Origin of the sequence: Mucilaginibacter gossypii, from assembly GCF_900100945.1 — a bacterium.
Lineage (GTDB): Bacteria > Bacteroidota > Bacteroidia > Sphingobacteriales > Sphingobacteriaceae > Mucilaginibacter > Mucilaginibacter gossypii.
On record NZ_FNCG01000009.1, the window covers coordinates 133,609 to 151,934 of the forward strand.

The 18,326-nt window shown below is 41.2% G+C and carries 12 protein-coding genes; 3 read left to right on the forward strand and 9 right to left on the reverse strand.

What is annotated here, in order from left to right:
* Nucleotides 1–30: 30 nt before the first annotated feature.
* Entirely contained in the window at nucleotides 31–1,245 is a 1,215-nt protein-coding gene (locus tag BLS28_RS17215; protein ID WP_091170023.1) for a glycan-binding surface protein, read from the forward strand.
* A gap of 384 nt (nucleotides 1,246–1,629) precedes the next feature.
* Complete coding sequence (locus BLS28_RS17220; protein WP_091170026.1) at nucleotides 1,630–3,096, forward strand: cellulase family glycosylhydrolase; 1,467 nt, start codon at nucleotides 1,630–1,632, stop codon at nucleotides 3,094–3,096.
* Nucleotides 3,097–3,189: 93 nt separating this feature from the next.
* Here the strand turns inward: BLS28_RS17220 and BLS28_RS17225 are convergent, their stop codons facing one another.
* From BLS28_RS17225 to BLS28_RS17260, 9 genes are all read right to left on the reverse strand, one after another.
* Nucleotides 3,190–3,579 carry a nuclear transport factor 2 family protein gene (locus tag BLS28_RS17225; RefSeq protein ID WP_091170029.1) on the reverse strand — a complete coding sequence of 130 codons (390 nt, stop codon included), beginning with the start codon at nucleotides 3,577–3,579 and terminating at the stop codon, nucleotides 3,190–3,192.
* A 12-nt stretch (nucleotides 3,580–3,591) separates the two neighbouring features.
* Nucleotides 3,592–4,431 (reverse strand): MBL fold metallo-hydrolase, encoded by an 840-nt coding sequence (locus BLS28_RS17230; protein ID WP_091170033.1) that lies wholly within the window; start codon nucleotides 4,429–4,431, stop codon nucleotides 3,592–3,594.
* A 104-nt stretch (nucleotides 4,432–4,535) separates the two neighbouring features.
* On the reverse strand, nucleotides 4,536–5,117 hold the full coding sequence (locus BLS28_RS17235; RefSeq protein WP_091170035.1) for a Crp/Fnr family transcriptional regulator: 582 nt from the start codon (nucleotides 5,115–5,117) through the stop codon (nucleotides 4,536–4,538).
* A gap of 333 nt (nucleotides 5,118–5,450) precedes the next feature.
* Nucleotides 5,451–6,809, reverse strand: coding sequence for an alpha-L-fucosidase (locus BLS28_RS17240; RefSeq protein WP_369596629.1), 1,359 nt, complete (start codon nucleotides 6,807–6,809; stop codon nucleotides 5,451–5,453).
* Nucleotides 6,751–6,963 carry an alpha-L-fucosidase gene (locus BLS28_RS31600; RefSeq protein ID WP_218134450.1) on the reverse strand — a complete coding sequence of 71 codons (213 nt, stop codon included), beginning with the start codon at nucleotides 6,961–6,963 and terminating at the stop codon, nucleotides 6,751–6,753. Before BLS28_RS31600 ends, BLS28_RS17240 begins: the two co-directional genes overlap by 59 nt.
* A 202-nt stretch (nucleotides 6,964–7,165) precedes the next feature.
* Nucleotides 7,166–9,565 carry a glycoside hydrolase family 2 TIM barrel-domain containing protein gene (locus BLS28_RS17245; RefSeq protein WP_091170038.1) on the reverse strand — a complete coding sequence of 800 codons (2,400 nt, stop codon included), beginning with the start codon at nucleotides 9,563–9,565 and terminating at the stop codon, nucleotides 7,166–7,168.
* A 22-nt stretch (nucleotides 9,566–9,587) separates the two neighbouring features.
* On the reverse strand, nucleotides 9,588–11,744 hold the full coding sequence (locus tag BLS28_RS17250; protein ID WP_091170324.1) for a glycoside hydrolase family 3 C-terminal domain-containing protein: 2,157 nt from the start codon (nucleotides 11,742–11,744) through the stop codon (nucleotides 9,588–9,590).
* Between the two features lie 46 nt (nucleotides 11,745–11,790).
* Nucleotides 11,791–12,357 (reverse strand): glycoside hydrolase family 5 protein, encoded by a 567-nt coding sequence (locus BLS28_RS17255; protein WP_091170328.1) that lies wholly within the window; start codon nucleotides 12,355–12,357, stop codon nucleotides 11,791–11,793.
* A 506-nt stretch (nucleotides 12,358–12,863) separates the two neighbouring features.
* Nucleotides 12,864–17,018: a hybrid sensor histidine kinase/response regulator transcription factor gene (locus BLS28_RS17260; RefSeq protein WP_091170042.1), complete on the reverse strand. Its 4,155-nt coding sequence runs from the start codon at nucleotides 17,016–17,018 to the stop codon at nucleotides 12,864–12,866.
* A gap of 335 nt (nucleotides 17,019–17,353) precedes the next feature.
* Between BLS28_RS17260 and BLS28_RS17265 the strand changes: the two genes are divergently transcribed.
* Nucleotides 17,354–18,241 carry a helix-turn-helix domain-containing protein gene (locus BLS28_RS17265; protein ID WP_091170045.1) on the forward strand — a complete coding sequence of 296 codons (888 nt, stop codon included), beginning with the start codon at nucleotides 17,354–17,356 and terminating at the stop codon, nucleotides 18,239–18,241.
* Nucleotides 18,242–18,326: the final 85 nt, after the last annotated feature.

Here is an 18,326-nt window from a genome sequence, read left to right on the forward strand (position 1 = left end):
TTCAGAATCGTTTAGATAATTCTTAAAATCATGAAAAAATTAAATCATATTAAAAGCTGTTTGCTGCTTGCCTTGCTTGTTGCGGCCGCATTTATGCAATCCGGCTGTAAAAAGGATGCAACATCATCATCAAAAGGGACTCCTGTGATTACCTCTATCCGTAATTATGTGGCCCATCCCGGGGATTCGCTACTGAGCAGTGTGGGTACCGGTCAATGGGTAGTTATTTCGGGTAAAAATTTAAAAGGTGCACTTGCTATCAATTTTGATGGCGTAAAAGGCTCTTTTAATGACGCCTGGTTTTCAGATACCAGCGCTATAGCTCTCATACCGGCTGTTATTGCGTTCCCGACGGTACCTTCGGATAAGCTGAATACCATCCAATACATTACCAATCATGGTCAAACTACGTTTTCGTTCCCTATTGTAGCGCCCGCCCCTACTATTACAGGCGTTTCTAACGAAGACGCTAACCCGGGCGATTCGGTTAAAATAAACGGGCTTAGCTTCTTCTTTGTTAAAAGCGTCATTTACGGCGGAATTAATATCACCAACTTTAAATCGTCAAATGATGGCACAAGCATTAGTCTTGCGGTGCCTGCAGGCATTACGCAAACGGGTGGTATTGTAAGCGTTGAAACAAAATCAGGCAAAGCCGCAACTGTTTATTCGATACACAATTTTGTAAACGGGGTATTGAATAATTACGATAACATTAATAATTTCTCGTGGGGTTCGGGCACTTCCAACAGTTCGGCAAACTACCCTGGCAACACCGGTTATTATGGGATCATGAAAGCATCAAATGTCCCTGCCGGCGATGGATCCTGGTGGAATGACGGTAGGTCAATCAATACAAACTCGGCGCAATGGATACCTCAGGCCAACATGAAAGATACCTTAAGCCATTATGTTTTAAAATTCGAGATATCGGTTACCAAGCCATGGATAAACGGCTCTATCCAAATAGTAAAAGATTACTCATGGAATTATTCAGCCCTTTATCATCCGTGGAAAACCTCCACAGGAGCAACAGTTCCGTTTACTACCAAGGGCTGGCAAACAGTTACTATTCCATTGTCAAATTTTGTTGACAGTAAAGGCTTTCCGGCACCAACGCTTTCAGATCTGCTTGGTTCAGCAGGAGCCGGGGCCATCAACGTTACATTTACTAATGATGGCTCAAGTACTGTTCAAAATTTTGAAGCGGCTATTGATAATATCAGAGTAGTAAGAGTTAAATAAGCGAGAGAGTTAGTTGATTATAAATGAATGCGCGGGGCCTTAACAGGTCCCGGCATTTTTTTAGCTGATGCCTGGATATTAAAACTCTGAAAGCTGAGATACGGAGAAAACTCCGGTAAAGAATTTAATATAACTGTTCATAACCTGACAACAGTTTAAATTAAAAAGTAAAAGTTAGTTGAATAAGTGAATGCCTGGGGTTGTAGCAGGGCCCCGGCATTTTTTAACAACGTAAGCTAACAAGGCTTTGTGCAGCATGAATTTTAAAAAAACGGTTCTGCGTACCTCAAATAACTACACCATAATTGTTCTAATACTTACCTAACCCAAACCAATAATCGCATGCAAAAACAAACAAAGAATTTATTACCAATCATTTAAAAAATGAAAAAAACATTTTTCTTAAAACCAGTATTTTTAATACCAATTGTATTGATTTCGTTTTTTTCGTGTAAAAAAACGAATAACGCCCCGCCGGAACTTACTGTAAACCAAACAGCAATAACTTTTACACCTCAGGGCGGTACGCAGGATTTTTCTATTTCCTGTAATGCAACATGGAATATCGTTAATCCAGGCTCTACCTGGCTGCAGTTAAGCACCACATCAGGCAATAGCGGCAGTATCGTCATTCATATCAAAACGTTATCAGAAAACGGTACAGGATCAACACGTTCCAGTACCTTGACCATAAACTCCTCAAACGGACAGGCGAGAACCTTAAAAGTGTCTCAAACATCAAACCTTTTCCCCAATTACAATACTTCACCAATAGCTCCTGATGCAACCGGGATGAGCAGTAACGCTGTTCAGCTTGCCACGAAAATAAAATTGGGTTGGAATATTGGCAATACACTGGAAGCTTCTGGCGGCGAAACAGGCTGGGGCAATCCGCTAATCACTGAAGATTATGTAAAATTTGTAAAACAGCAAGGCTTTAATGCCATACGCCTCCCCTGCGCCTGGAACATGGGCCATTTAAGTAACCCGGCAACTGCGCAAATAGATCCAAACTGGATAAAACGGGTAAAAGAAGTAGTAGGGTATTGCGTAAACAATGATATGTATGTGTTGCTTAACATCCATTGGGATGGTGGCTGGCTTGAAAATAACATTACCCAAGCCAAACAAGATTCAGTTAATGCTAAACAAAAGGCATTATGGGAACAAATTGCCACAGCTATGCGCGATTTTGATGAACACCTGATGTTTGCCAGTGCTAATGAGCCAGCTGCAGATGATGCCGCGGCAACGGCGATACTTTCTACCTATCATCAAACCTTTATTAACGCGGTTAGATCAACCGGTGGAAAAAATGTCTATCGTGTATTGGTACTTCAGGGCCCCTCTACTAATATGGAGAAAACAAGTGCTTTTATGACCAATCTTCCGCAAGATCAGGTGACAAACAAGCTGATGGTAGAGGTACATTACTATTCTCCATTTCAGTTCTGCTGCCTGTTGGACAATGATGCAAGCTGGGGTAAAATGTTTTATTATTGGGGCTCAGGGCACCACTCGGCTATTGAGCCTGAACGAAATGCCACCTGGGGTGAAGAGAGCGATGTCGACGCCTCATTCAACCTAATGAAGACAAACTTCGTTGATAAAGGGATTCCTGTTCTTTTAGGCGAATATGGTGCCTACAGGCGCGACAACACAGCGCACGTTCCTTTAGATTTACCAACACATGAAGATGCGGTAGACTATTGGAATTTTTATGTTACAAAACAAGCAAAAACACGTGGCATGCTGCCATTTTATTGGGATACAGGCGGCGCTCTGGACAGAAGAAATTATACAGTAAAAGATCAGCGTACGATAACCGCTATTAAGCAAGGCGCAAATTAAAAAAAACACCTGGGGCTTCCACTGGCCCCGGGCATTTTTTTGTCGCGCCCTCAAATCAATAATGAACGCAACTGAGCCTCATTGATTAATTATTCATTTTGTTGCCTCATCAACCGTTTTACTATCCACAAACTGTTCAAAAGACGTTATGAGGCCGTTTTCCAGTTGCCAAAGATGCGCCACGCGCGCTTTAAAAAATTTGTTTGTTTCTTTATAGGTACCGCTATATGTACCAAAGGCAACTGCTTTATGGCCATCAGCAACATAACCCTCCAGCGTAAACTTATAATCGATCCACTCGGTAGCCAGGCGATAAAACACATTTTGGGCAATCGCTTCAAAACCTATATAAGTGCCGGCGAGCGGAAATCCCGCGGCCTCTGTCCAAACAGCATCAGGTGCGAGAAATTTTTGAAGGTTTTTGCCGTTTTCTTCCGAAGATTTTCCTTCGTAAGTGCTCTTTACAATTTCAAGATTTGTCATCGCTTTTAATATTTACCATTTCATTTCGCCTGTGTTTACTTTAGCTCCAATCTGAAGTGCTATATCAAACTTAAGATCGGGATAATGGTTTTTTATAGCAGCAATCAACTCCCCTGATGTTTTATTTGCTTTCAGGGCTTCTTCGTAAAATAAAAGGTAGTTTTTAGTGTGGGACACTGACGCAGTATCGAAAGCGGAATACTGATCAGTATGGGCAGGAATTACAATTGATGGCGCCAGTGCAGTAATCTTATTCAAAATAGCAATCCATTTATCACGTGTGTCGGGGGTTTGCGCGTCGGCTGTCCACAGGTTGAAATTGCTGCCAAAAATATTAATGCCCCCTATTACAGCTTTTACGGAAGGGATCCATACAAAAGATCTCGAAGGGAACTCTTCAAGTCCGTATATTTCAATTTTTTCGCCCTCCAATTCAAATAAACCATCCTTTAGCAATTGCGGCAATACCACATTTTTGGTAAGGGCATTGCCAAGGCGGCCTCCCCAAACGTCAAGCTTTTTTTGCGAGGTTGCCTTGATATGTTCAATGGTTGTGTCATTTGCATAAACTGTAACCTCAGGAAAGTAACGTTTGAAGATCTCCAATCCGAAATAGAAGTCGGGATCGGCATAACTGATATAAATTAAAGATAATTTCTTACCCGAGTTTTTGATGTGCTCCGCAACAACTTCCGCCTCGGCCAGGGTAAACTGGGCATCGACGAGCATTGCTTCCGTCTTCCCCGAAATAATTGTTGATGTTACGCCAAAACCGGTTTCCGCTGCAATAAATACATCAAGTGTAAGATTGCCTGATTGAAATTGTTTAAATTGCTGTGCCTGCGTTTCCATAGTTAAAAACCTTTTGTTAAACCTTATTGATTAATAGATTAAACAAAGGTACCCATGGTCAAAACGAAAAACATTGAACAAGTTCAACAAACGCAAAAATACAGCTACTTCTCCTTTGCCAGTTTATTACGAATTTTGCTCAAAAACTCATGACTAATCCCCAGGTATGCCGCTATTTGCCTGTTGGATAACCTGTTGTATAAATCCGGATACTTTGCTAAAAAGTCCTGGTATCGTTTATCGGCCGTTTTACTCAAATTATCGATCATCCTGCGCTGCAAGGCTACATGCGTTTTCTGCGTCATGATACGGAACAGCTTCTCAATGGCAGGAAAATGCTCATAAGCGAGATCCTTGTTTTTCCGGGAAATGACCAGGACTTCACTATCTTCCAAAGCCTCAATAAATAGATTTGATGGTTTTTGGTTAGAAAAACTGTCGATATCAGCAATCCACCAATCTTCGGGCGCAAAATAAAGAACTTGCTCAACACCGTTTGCGTCCACATGGTAAACACGGAAAAGTCCTTTCAGCACAAAACCTTCATGGGCACAAATTTGTCCTTCTGATAGAAAATAGCTTTTTTTCTTAAACAACCGAGGTTCAAAAAGATCATGAAACTGTTGCAGTTGATCTTCGCTGAGCGAAACGTGCCTGGCGATGTTATTACGCAGTAGTTGGTTCATAGAATATAATTAATAACACAGCACAGGAGAAAGCCAAGTCAAGCATATCATATAACAACCTTTATACACCTGATATTCACTTTTCTATCTTCAAATACGTTTCTTAAATTAACAAATCTTCTATTAATTTACAGATAATCCGGTTTGATTTTTATAAAATAAATATGGTAAAGAGCTGCTTATCGACTGCTTTAATGTAGCGAAAATAGTAGATCGAAGTTTATCATTGCAGGAATTGCACGCAGCTTCCTTTTAGTCTCCAGAAAAAGACAGGCCCTTCTGTTGAAGCAGAAGGGCCTGTCTTTTAATTTATTTATCTTAAACAGATTTGCCTTAATCAGCAAGCTCAATCCTAAAACCTGATACCTTCCAGGCGGGCAAGTTTAAGGGCTTTTTGATAACAAGTGCATCCGCTTCCTGCTGCCATTGTATTTTTTCTTTACTGCCCAAAAGTTTCACGGAGCGTATTTTTTTGATGTTTATTGCCGACGATTTACCCAGCGATTTGATTCGAATATCTGAAGTGGGCGTATCAAGTAAAAAAGCATATAACTTGTTGCCATTGCAGGTGAAACGGATATCTTCTGCCGTGTATTTCATCCGGTCTTCATTAAAGTTGTCGGATTTAACTTTCACTGCGTTTTCCGGGCGTTCTCCAAATTTTTTCCATGGTCGTGATCCGTAGATCCCTTCGCCATTAGCAGCCGTCCATTTACCTATCTCATCAAGTGTATTCAACATATCGGGCTCTAAATCCCCCTCGGGTGTTTGCACAATGTTTATCAGCAGGTTACCATTTTTACTTACTATGTCTACCAGCATTCGTATAATATCCGTACCACTTTTGTAGGTTTGGCCGGTACGATAAAACCAATCGCCTATAGAAGTATCCGTTTGCCATGGATACGCGCTGATTGAATCCTGAACGCCCCGTTCAAGATCCTGTACCCACATACCCTGCGAAGGTTGCTTGCAATTATACACAGCGGTGAGCTGCCCATTGTTGTAGGCGACATTTCCGTTGTAAAAATTAGCTAACATGTCACGGCCAATATCCCCAAACGGGAAGCCGCCATCTGAGTAAAGCAGGTCGGGGTGATAAGTATCTACCAGTTCTTTAATAGATTTATACCAGGTAAGCTGCCATTCAGGATCTGTAGTATACCAGCCGCGATCATCGGCTTTCGCTTTCGGGTGATATAAGTCAGCATAAGCTGGATCATTCGCATCGTATGGAACACCCTTGTAAGCGCCGGAGGTATCGGCATTATGTGAAGGCTGGTACCATGTATAGCTTGCGCCCAAATGCTCCGACACGCCAAATTTAAGACCGTTCTTCTTAGCCTCTTTTTGCCAAATGCCAACCACATCTTTATGAGGGCCCATTTGTACGGCATTCCACCGGTGCAGTGAAGAGTTCCATAAAAAGAAATTGTCATGATGAGTGCCCATGCTAACAAAATATTTTGCCCCGACTTTTTTATATAGCGCCATCAATTTCTCAGGATCCCATTTTTCCGCCTTCCATAATGGTATAATGTCTTTATAACCAAACTTTGACGGATGCCCGTAATGCGCAACGTGATATTTATTTTGTTCGCTGCCCTGAATATACATGTTACGGGCATACCAATCACCCTGGCGGGGGCACGGCTTGCGGTCCCCAATGCGCCCAGATACCAAACTTGGCATCTCTGAACCACGCAGGATACTGGTATTGTTTAAAAGAAGTATCCGAAGGCTTGAACGGGCCATTGTTAACGGACAGCTCTTGTCCGCGCAGCATCAACGACATCCCGGACAGGACGAAGCTAAGCGCGAAAATCTTTTTAAGGTTAGTTATCATTTTTTCAGGTATTTATATGTAAACAGAAAAATCTATCGCAGTTCGATAAATTCGGGCTTATACGGCGCAAGCGAAAAACTTCCGGCATCGTCCTTATCAAACAATATATTCTTATTTGATTTTAGCCATAATATTGGCCGGACGTTCATGTTCTTTTTTGATATATCAATAATTGGCGCGTTCCCTGCGTGTTTCCCCTGTGTCAATGTGTGAGCGCTTTAATGGCGATAGTTGCATCAGATAACCCCGCCGAACTAACGGTAAGCTTAATATCGCCGGCATTATGAGTACTCCTGATTACCACCATGGCCCGGCCACGCCAGGCTTTGCGCGAATTGCCTGTATATGGGTCAGTGTCCTTCACGTCCGCATTATCCACCCCGGCCATTACACCAGGCCCTTCAATTTTAAATTGAAGGCGATTTGATGCATTTGGTTGTAGTACGCCATCCTTATCAGTGATTTCAATTGAAACATAGGATAGGTCCTGCCCATTCGGCAATAGCTGCTTACGGTCAGCAATGAGCCAGATCTTAGTAGCGGAGCCTGAAGTTTGCAGCGTAGTTGATTCAATTTCTTTATCATTTTCAACGCCTGCTGCTTTGAGAGTCCCTGGCGTATAGGGCACTGAGAAAGTAGCTTTAAATTCCTGATTTACTGTTGCAGGCTTCTCTCCAAGAAGCTTATCATTAAAGTAAAGCCTTACTTTGGGATATTTGGAATATACTTCTACATCTAATTTTCTGCCTTCAAAGCCTGGCCATGTCCAGCTCTCCCAGGTCGGCCATACCGACCACCAGGTCTCTTTGATTTCCAGTGGTTCGGGCTTTGGCTCGCGGACAGCCATGTACAGCTTTTCCTTATCGTTGTACAACATGCTGCGGTAGTGCGAAATCGGTTTTCTCCATCCGGTTAAATCTATATCTCCGCAATACGCACCATGCCACGGAAAGAAATCGTTTTCCCAATGTTCTCCTGGCACATCGCCCGAATAATACCAGCGGCCAATTCCCGATTCGCCTAAATAATCTATCGCTGTCCACACAAAATCACCAATGATATAATTGTTGTTTTGTACCAGCTTCCAGTTGGCAAAAGCATCGCGAGGATATGATTCGGTTTGAAAAATAACACGTGAAGGAACCCTTTTATGATCAGCAGGCGCACCTTGCAGTTGATAATTATAACCGCAAACATCATGGGCCGCCATAAGCGGATCTAAAGATTCCCAGTCATTGCCCCACTTTACAATTGCCGATGTTACCGGTCGTGTGCTATCTATACCTTTAACAATACCTGCAAGCATTTTAGCGGTCGTAACAGCCTCTGGTTTGTTCCGTTCAACAACTTCATTACCGATACTCCACATAAAAATTGAAGGGTGATTCCTGTCGCGCAGCACCATTGTTTCCAGATCAAGTTTCGACCAGTTATCAAAATATACCGAATAGTCGTGTTTGTTTTTACCAACTCGCCAGCCATCAAAAGCCTCATCAATAACTAATAAGCCTAACCTGTCGCAAGCTTCTAAAAAAGCTTCGGACGGAGGGTTATGAGATGTACGCACGGCGTTGAAGCCTGCAGCTTTCATCAACTCAACCTTACGTTCCTCTGCCCGGTCAAAAGCAGCGGCACCAAGGCACCCGTTGTCATGATGAACACATCCGCCGTTGATCTTTACGGTTTTACCATTAAGCTGGAAACCTTTTTCCGGCGTAAATTTTATTGAGCGGATGCCAAAAGAGGTCTTTGTCTCATCTATTTTTTCATTGCCTTTTAATACCTGGATTTGAGCCTGATATAAATAAGGGGTTTCCGGTGTCCATAATAATGGCTTCGATACTTTTATAATTTGAGTAACCTCTTTTTCGCCGTGTGCCGGTAACTCTACCTTTGTTGTATTATTTCCCGCATCTTTAAAGCTTACGGATAGCAGCCGGGTGTTAACAGCGATGCGCTGCGGAAAGCCGGTTTCGTTTTTTATCGTAGCCTTAACCTGTACCGAAGCCTGCTTTGAAGAGACTTCGGGTGTTGTAATGGCTACTCCCCAATCGGCTAAGTGTAAGGGATTGGTAACGTCAATCCACACATGGCGGTAGATCCCGGAACCACTATACCATCTGCTGTTTATTTGCTGTGAATTATCCACACGTACGGCTATCACATTCTCTTTGTTAAAATCCAGGTAAGGCGAAAGATCATACCTAAATGACGAATAACCATAAGGCCGGATACCAAGGTATTTACCATTGATAAAAACCTCCGAGTTCATGTAAACGCCCTCAAAATAAACCGAAACGTTTTTTCCTTTCCATTCAGGAGCTACCTTGAACGTTTTTCTATACCAGCCAATGCCTGCCGGGAAATAACCGCCTGCACCTCCCGTTGGATTTTTGGGGCTTACGCTCCCTTCAATGCTCCAATCATGCGGCAAGTCAAGGTTACGCCAGGCATTATCATTAAAATCCCGTAACCGTGCCAACGAATCGTCACCCAGGTTAAATTTCCAATTGTAATCAAACAATTGTTTTCGCCCGGAAGACTGGGCGAAACTTACAACACTGTAAGCCAAAAGCAAGATGACTATTGTTATTTTTTTCATAAAAGTAATATGCTTAAAACAGTTATTTAACCGTAATCTTTGTTTTGAGAATAATATTACGGGATGAATTACCTAACTCGAGAACGTATTCGCCGGCTTCAGTGTTCCAACCTTTTTTTGCTTCATCATAAAATGCCAGATCTGCGACTTTCACCTGCATTTCTATCGTCTTTTTTTCGCCGGCCTTTAAAAATACCTTTTTAAAGGCTTTGAGCTCTTTTTCAGGACGCTGTACCGAACAAACCGGATCATTCACATACAATTGCACAACTTCGGCGCCACTTCTTTCACCTGTATTTTTGATCGTAAACTTCGCATGGATCGTTTCGTCTTTTTTATAGCTTGATTTATCTGTTGAAAGCTTGCTGATTGAAAAATCAGTATAGGAAAGGCCATAACCAAATGGGAACAGCGGCACTATATTTTTAGTATCGTACCAGCGATAACCAACCAATATTCCTTCTTTATATTCGGCTGTGAGATTATCGCCTGGATAGGTGTTCAAATTAAATGCCGGTGAATCATTTAACGAAGCAGGAAAGGTAAACGGCAGCTTACCCGATGGGTTTATAGTTCCCTTCAACACATCGGCCAGCGCATTGCCGGCTTCTGATCCGTTAAACCATGACCAAACAATGGCGTGATTTGATTTTTTGATTTCGTTCAGGTCAAATGGCGCGCCAGCCATTACTACAATAACGGTATTTGGATTAACGGCACTTACGGCGTTAACCAAAGCCTGCTCACCAAAAGGCAGCTCCAGGCTTTTACGATCATGGGCTTCACTTTCGTATTCACGGTTTGAACCGATACACAAAATGGCAACATCACTGCTTTTAGCGAGCGCTACGGCTTCATTAATCAGGTCCTGATCAGGTTCATTATAGTCGCCATTTTGCTCAGCAGTTTTACTTGCCAGATAACTTGCCCTGTAACTCTGTGCAAACCTGATATCGGCAGTTTTGCCGAACCTTGATTTTATACCTTCTAATGCGGTAACCTCCTGTTTAGCCTTTACACCTGCGCCATATCCTCCTAAGGCGAAAGTGCGTACGGCATTATCCCCTATAACTGCTATGCGTTTGATCTCACTTGTTTTTAACGGCAATAATTGTTTATCATTTTTCAACAGAACTATGGATTCTGAGGCGATATCATATGCGGCTTTAGTGTGCTCCGGTGTTGCGATAGCCCCTTTTGGATGGTTGGTACTCATAGATGTATGGTACATGAGCCATAAAATCCTGCCCACTTTATCGTCAATAGTTTTTACTGAAACCTCCCCGGCTTTAACAGCGGCAAGCAATGGTTTAGCCAGATACCATTGATCATAAGGTCCACTTGAACCCATTTCAATATCCAGGCCGTTATTTGCCGCCGCGACGGTATGATGTGTGCCGGCCCAGTCAGACATAACTACGCCTTTAAAGCCCCAGTCTCCTTTTAAAACTTTGTTTAATAAATACCCATTTTCAGAACACCAATAACCATTTAACTTATTATAAGCCGACATAACGGTATAAGCATTGCCCTGCTGAACGGCGGCTTTAAAAGCCGGGAAATAGATTTCCTGTAGAGCTCTTTCATCAACTATTGTATTTACACTATCGCGGTCGAGTTCCTGGTTATTAGCTGCAAAGTGTTTAATGCAGGCAGCCACGTGCTGACTTTGAATCCCTTTTACCGATTGAATGGCCAACTGGCTGTTTAAATAAGGGTCTTCTGAGTAATATTCATAAGTACGGCCGCAAAGAGGCATCCTGCAGATATTAAATGCCGGTGCAAGCATTACATTTTTTTTTCGGGCATTCGCTTCCTCTCCTATTACCACGCCATATTTATTGGCCATTATAGGGTTCCAGGTGGCAGCTATTGCCGAACCATTGGGTAAGAACGTAGCCGAATCGGTTGTCCAGTTAGCCGAAGCCCAGTCAAAACGTTTAATTTCTTCGCGCACGCCTAATGGCCCGTCGTCACAGGTCAATTCAGGGATACCTAAACGGGGCACACCTGCCGAAGAAAATAAAGCGTTGCCGTGCAACATTGCTATTTTCTCTTCAAGTGTCATCTTTTTGATGATCCTATTGATCTTTAATTTAAGGGCAGCCTCGTTTTTGTTTTGTGCAGATACACTACCGAAAAATAGAAGAGCAATAAAACAAGTAACTATGCATTTCATAAACATTATTTCTTTAAATCCTTTGTTAAACATTATTTATCAGCGGCTATGATTTCGATAGCCGACGGCCCTGGACAATTAACACCCGGTAACTGTTTCTGCCACCTGTTGACCTCACCGCGTTCACAAACGTTTGGTGATATGAAAGCAGTACCGACATTTGGGCGGCATCATTTGTACTGGGTTCGTTGGCGCTGGCAAACATCACATGTTCGTCAAAATCGCGCATTGCCGTTGCAATTTGTTCCCAAAACGCTTTTTGTTTAGCGTTAACAGAATCCTGTTTTGCCGGAGTAATATTATTTTCAAGCCAACCGCCATCCCAGTGAATATTGAGCAACACATACGTATCGTTTTTTACACAATATTGTACTACCTGTTTTACGCGGTTTAACCAGGCATCCTGTATTTTGGCAGTTTTTTTATCTGAATATTGATCCCAGGCGCAAGGGATACGAATAGCGTTAAAACCGCTCCGCTTAACCAACTTGATATAATCTTCTGTGATTAAAGGGTTGCCCCAGCCGGTTTCGGCGCCGAGCGCTTCCATTGTGTTGCCGATGTTCCAGCCCAATTTGATATTTGCTGTCCGTTGAACTGCAGTGTTATCCATTCTCGTTTTATCGGGAGCTTTGGGCGATATATTGTATGAGGGATAGATTGTTCTGATAACGGCTGTATCTTTTATTGCCTTTTGAGGACTATTGCAATAAGCGGCCTTGAGCGGAGAAGCAATCGAAAAAATAACAGTAGTACACCAAAGTATACGTTTTAACATCATAGTAAATTAAGCAGGTTTGAAAATTGGCTTAAGCAATGCCCAACTTTAATTGCGTTTTACAATAAAGAAACATTGAATTATGCTGCTAATTTAAATGTCGGGGTGCAATCGATTGTTCACAAATGGGTACACAAATGTTAAAACCACATACTGTACTTATTTACAATATGTTAAAGTGAATTTATACCTAATAATCGGTCGTAACTGAAACAGATGTTGTACTAAATTTAACAAAAAGACCCAAAAAGCATCAAGTTAAACCAATAACAAAATCAGGTAAATCGTTTTTTTTAAAATAATAAAAGCAATTTGCTTGCGGTAAAATCGATTATAAAACACTATTTGTTCTTATTGCTGACATACGCAGATGGAAGGCAATTAAATTCGGCCTTGAAGCATCGTACAAAATACTTTTGACTTTTAAAGCCTACTTTGTAGGAGATCTGTGATATAGTTAACTGTGAATTCTCAAGCAACTGTGCGGCACGTTTGAGGCGGATGGTGCGGATCAGATCTACGGGAGATTTTCCTGTTAAAGCCAGCGCTCTTTTGTACAGGGTTACGCGGCTCACACATAATTCGCTGCTCAATTCCTCTACCGAGAATTCGGCGTTGTCAATGTTTTTTTCAATTATTTGTACTGCTTTTTTTATAAACGCTTCATCAAGTGATTCGGTTTCTACTTCAGTTGGTTTAACATCAAGCTGCTTTTGATAAGTTTTACGCATATCTTGCTGCATGGCCAGTATGTTCTTTAATTTAGAAGTCAGTATTTCGAAATTGAAAGGCTTGGTAAGGTAATCATTGGCACCCGTTTCAAGTCCCTGCAATTGCTGTTCTTCATCTGTAACAGCAGTAAGGAGAACAACCGGTATATGTGATGTACGTTTATCGTTTCGTATTTTGCGGCATAAATCTATGCCATTCATCTCAGGCATGCTAATATCGCTGACTACAAGGTTAGGATGAAGGGCCAGGGTTTTCTGCCATCCTTCCTTTCCATTAGCAGCTTCGATGATGTTAAAAGTTTCATTTAAATTGTCTTTCAAATAAAAACGAAAATCCTCATTGTCTTCAACCAGTAAAACAGAAAGCTTCTTAATTGAATTGCTGCCTCCCATCTGTACCCAATCGGTATTTTCGGATACCGCTGTCCGGGGGAAATCAGGTTCATTTATCGATACTTCTTCGTCTGTTACTAAATCAACAGGTAAAAATATAGTAAAATAACTGCCTTGTCCGGGTTCACTTTGCACTGATATTTCACCGTTGTGCAGCTTTACAAATTCTTTAGTTATTGACAGCCCTATACCACTACCCTGGTTAACCATAGATCCTGGCACTTCGTTTTGAAAAAAGCGCTCAAAAATTCTGTCCTGCTTATCTAACGGAATACCAATACCCGTATCAATAACCTTTATCTCAAGCTGTTGCTTTCCAGAGTCCTTTTCGAGTATCGCCAATAAAACGCTTATATGTCCGCCATCAGGTGTAAACTTAAAAGCATTAGAAAGCAGGTTGAAGATGATGCGTTCGATTTTATCGTGATCAAAGTTGATAATCAGGTTTTGAATTTCCGAGTCGAATACCAGCCTGATATGTTTTTTCTCAGCAACATCCGAGAACGAATAAGCCATTTCCTTAATAAAACTGATAATATCACCACTCCGTGCATGCAGCCTAAGTTCCTGCACCTCCATTTTCCTGAAATCAAGCAACTGGTTTACCATATTTAGTAACCGTTTGGCATTGCGGTTAATTAATTGCAACTGATTTCTCTGCTCTTCGGCCTCGGTTTGCTTTAAAATCTTATCAACAGGTGCCATGATCAATGATAAAGGGGTCCGGAATTCATGGCTTACATTGGTGAAAAACTTAATTTTCATCATGTCCAGCTCATGCATACGCCTGGCCTCCTGCCGCTCATTTTCAATTAACAATTTAGCCTCGCGTTTCTCCTTTTCGATTTCAAACTGCCTTCTTATTTTTTGAATTCCGCGCCGGCGCATCAAAAATAGGATCCCAAATAAAAGTAATATATAAATAAAATAAGCCATTGTCGATTTCCAGAACGGGGGCAATACCTTAATTTTTAATGTGATATAATCAGGGTCCCACCGCCCTTCCTGGCTAACCGCCCGTACTTTAAAAGTATAATCGCCGCCATCAAGGTTGGTGTAGGTAGCTTTTCGCGTAGCATTATCGGCATCAATCCAATCCTTATCAAAGCCTTCCAGCATATACTGATGTTTTACTTTGTTGGGATTAAAGAAATTAAGCGCGGCAAACTCAATGGTAAATACATTTTCGCTGTGTGTCAGTGTCAGCTCGCGGGTTGCCGAAATAGCTTTTGACAATACCACATGTCCGTTAACTTCTTCATTGGCTTTAATACTTTTGTTATACAGCAAAAAATCAGTAAAAGTTAGTTTAGGCTTGTTGGTATTGGCATGTATGGCTAACGGGTCGAAAATATTGAAACCATGCCCGCCGCCAAATATAAGTTCGCCCTTGCGGGTTTTGAGCCCTGCCTGGTCATTAAATTCCCTGCCTTGCAAACCATCCGTTTCATCAAAATTCTCAAACCTAAAAGCGTAAGGAGCCTTTTGGGCAATAAGCGTTACCCTGCTTAAACCATTAGCAGTACTAAACCACATTCTTCCTTTGCTATCTTCCAGTATTTGCAATATGGCATTATCTGGTAATCCGTTTCGCTTTGTTAGTGATGTGAACTTGTTGGTTTCGGGGTTAAGTATGCTTAATCCGTAGCGTGTAGCTATCCAGATCAAGCCGTGCCTGTCCTGGTTAATGCAGTTGATTGTATTACTGATTAAGCTGTTAGGATCATCTTTATTTATGCTGTAATGAATAAACCTGCCTGTATTTTTTAAAATCACATCGATACCAAAGTATCCTCCAACCCAAATATTGCCTTTGCGGTCTTCAAACAGAGCAGAAACGTAAAGACACCTGATATCTGTTTGTTTAAAGGGAGGGGAAAATTTCTTTTTTTCTCTGTCAAATATCTGGAGCCCGGCTGCAAATGTCCCTATCCATAACTTATGCGATGAATCTTCGAAAATACTCATCACCCGGTTATCGGCAAGGCTCCCCGCTATCTTATCGTCATGTTTATAATGGGTAAACGTTTTTCCGTCAAAGCAGTCCAGGCCGCCAAAATATGTCCCTATCCACAATTTTTGATCATGATCGATACATAAACTGACAATAATATCGTTGCTGAGACTGTTTGCATTTCCTGGTTCATACTTATACTGCCTAAAACTGCCGGTTTCACGGTTAAAATAAATTAAGCCTCCCCCGTTTGTACCAATCCAAATATTCCCATTTTTATCTTCAACAAACTTGTTAGCATCTTCGAAGCCCAAACTTTTAGGGTCTGAAGCGAAGTGCCTGTACAATGGGAACCGGATAATATTTTTGTGATAATAGCTTACACCTTCTTTAAAGGTGCCTGCCCACATAATACCCGAATCGTCTTTATAAAGGTTGATAACGCTGTTTTGACTTAATGATTTGGCATCATCTTCCCTGTTCAATAAATAGGTAAATGTGAAAGTTTTTTTATCTAACAAATTTATACCACCGTGGTCGGTTGCTATCCATATCAGGCCGTCATCGGCCTGGATAATGTTGCTGATGATATTAGATTTTAATTTGAGCCCCGAAGGTTCGTTAGCGATAGGCCTGAACGCCCTGCTTGAGGGACTGTAATAATACGCGTTGGCGTAAAAACCAGGTGTGTAAAACCATAAATCATTGTCCTTATCCACAGTAATAGCGTAATAAGCATCTTTGTTATTAACGGCTTTATTAAATACCTCGGTATGATAAGTAATTTTGTTTTGTTTGATATCGAACATCTCAACGATGCCGTTACGGTACACCACCCAAACATTGCCGGTTGCATCCAGTGTTATATCTGAGATAAAATTTGAATACAATGACGCACCTGAACGGTGATGATAATACCGACGGGTTGTTTTGTTTATTTCATTATGCCTGTACAGACCGGAATCCGGGCACACCAGCCAAAACTCGCCCTTACCACCGCGAATTATTTTAGATACGTTAGGATATCCGGGAACCTTTAACGAGCGCGTCATTACCGACATATCACTGTCAAACTGTTCCGTTTCCGGATCATAAAAACAGTATCCTCCGCGGGTTGATACCCATAATTTTTTGCCGGGTCCTTCAAAAATACCGCTTACAAAATCATCATTAAGCGACTTTTTGTTATTTGCGTCATGCTTGAATATTTTAAAACTGTAGCCATCATAACGGTTAAGCCCTGATGCAGTTCCGAACCACATAAAACCTTCGGAGTCTTTATAAATGCAGTTTACCTGGTTGTGCGATAAGCCATTACTTCGGTTTAACTGCGAAAACTGATATTTACCATTTTGTGCAAAAGCGACACGCAGCGTCAATAGTAAAACAAGCATGCTTATGGATAATTTATATCTCATAGCTTAGGGATAGGGGTACTCATAAAGTTCGATCAATAGGTTAGACTATCTTCACAAAAACAAGTCTTTTTTAATATGGCTTTAGTAAATATCCTATTTTGAACGTATAAATCCAAAAACACCCGATTATGAGGATACTTTCAAACTTCCACCAACCGTTAAAAAGGAAAGCCTATTCTTTTACCGCTTATATTGGTTAATTCAAACCTACAGTAAAATAAGCATTCAAATTTTGATTTAAATGGACTTTTTTTTGTAAAAAACCGACTTCATAATCTTTAAACCACTCATATACTTTTAGGTGTGTCAAATCAATTTGCATATTTGTAGTTCAGATGATTAAAAGGAATTTAAAGCATACTTTCTCGCTCCTTAACGTTGATTACGTAAGGTTAAACCCAAAATGGAATTACAGGAATGTGATCAGCCCTTACTATCGCATTTATTATATAGATGATGGAGAAGGTGAAATTTCAGATGCAGCCAGTTCGCTAAAACTTGAACCGGGTTATTTGTACATCGTTCCAAGCTTCACCCTATGTAATTTAAGTTGCAACGATTACCTGGGCCAGTATTTTGTACAGTTTTTTGAAGATTCGATAGATGGAAGTTCGCTTTTTGCTAATCACAGGGTTGTATTGAAAACAATGGCCACCGAAATGGATATAAACCTTTTTAACAGACTGCTTGAAATTAACCCGGGGAGGGGAATTAACAGGTCAGATAATCCTAAGGTGTATGAAAAAGATATCTACTATAAGGAATATCAGGAACTTAATAATCAACAAAACACTTCCGTGTACCTGGAAACCCAGGGTATCCTCCTGATGTTAACCGCAAAATTCCTTAACCCACAATTATTTAAACATCCGGAACATAAATCTATACCCATTAAAATTGCGGAAACCTTAAATTATATCCTTGTTAATTTACATATGGATCTTTCCGTAAACCTGCTTGCATCCCGGGCAAATCAAAATGTCGATTACTTTTCAAGGCAATTTAAGCAGCACACAGGAACCAGGCCATTAAATTATATAAATGAAAAACGAATTGAACGTGCACAATATCTGATGGCAACAAGCAGAATGGCTTACTCAGAGATCTGCACGCAAACCGGGTTTGATAACCTTTCTTATTTTTCCAAAACATTCAAAAAGCTAACCGGTATGTCGCCCAGTGAATATAAAAAACAGATGTACCAGGTTGGCTTCAATCATTAGTATTCATACCTACTTATCATTATCGCTTTTTTTCACCGATAATGCCACAACCCGAGAACAGCATGGTCTGAAACAGCCAATGATT

Coding starts and splice junctions, on each gene's coding strand:
- BLS28_RS17215 (WP_091170023.1), top strand. CDS start 31: ATGAAAAAATTAAATCATATTAAAAGCTGTTTGCTGCTTGCCTTGCTT.
- BLS28_RS17220 (WP_091170026.1), top strand. CDS start 1,630: ATGAAAAAAACATTTTTCTTAAAACCAGTATTTTTAATACCAATTGTA.
- BLS28_RS17225 (WP_091170029.1), bottom strand. CDS start 3,579: ATGACAAATCTTGAAATTGTAAAGAGCACTTACGAAGGAAAATCTTCG.
- BLS28_RS17230 (WP_091170033.1), bottom strand. CDS start 4,431: ATGGAAACGCAGGCACAGCAATTTAAACAATTTCAATCAGGCAATCTT.
- BLS28_RS17235 (WP_091170035.1), bottom strand. CDS start 5,117: ATGAACCAACTACTGCGTAATAACATCGCCAGGCACGTTTCGCTCAGC.
- BLS28_RS17240 (WP_369596629.1), bottom strand. CDS start 6,809: ATGCCAAGTTTGGTATCTGGGCGCATTGGGGACCGCAAGCCGTGCCCC.
- BLS28_RS31600 (WP_218134450.1), bottom strand. CDS start 6,963: ATGATAACTAACCTTAAAAAGATTTTCGCGCTTAGCTTCGTCCTGTCC.
- BLS28_RS17245 (WP_091170038.1), bottom strand. CDS start 9,565: ATGAAAAAAATAACAATAGTCATCTTGCTTTTGGCTTACAGTGTTGTA.
- BLS28_RS17250 (WP_091170324.1), bottom strand. CDS start 11,744: ATGAAATGCATAGTTACTTGTTTTATTGCTCTTCTATTTTTCGGTAGT.
- BLS28_RS17255 (WP_091170328.1), bottom strand. CDS start 12,357: ATGGATAACACTGCAGTTCAACGGACAGCAAATATCAAATTGGGCTGG.
- BLS28_RS17260 (WP_091170042.1), bottom strand. CDS start 17,018: ATGAGATATAAATTATCCATAAGCATGCTTGTTTTACTATTGACGCTG.
- BLS28_RS17265 (WP_091170045.1), top strand. CDS start 17,354: ATGATTAAAAGGAATTTAAAGCATACTTTCTCGCTCCTTAACGTTGAT.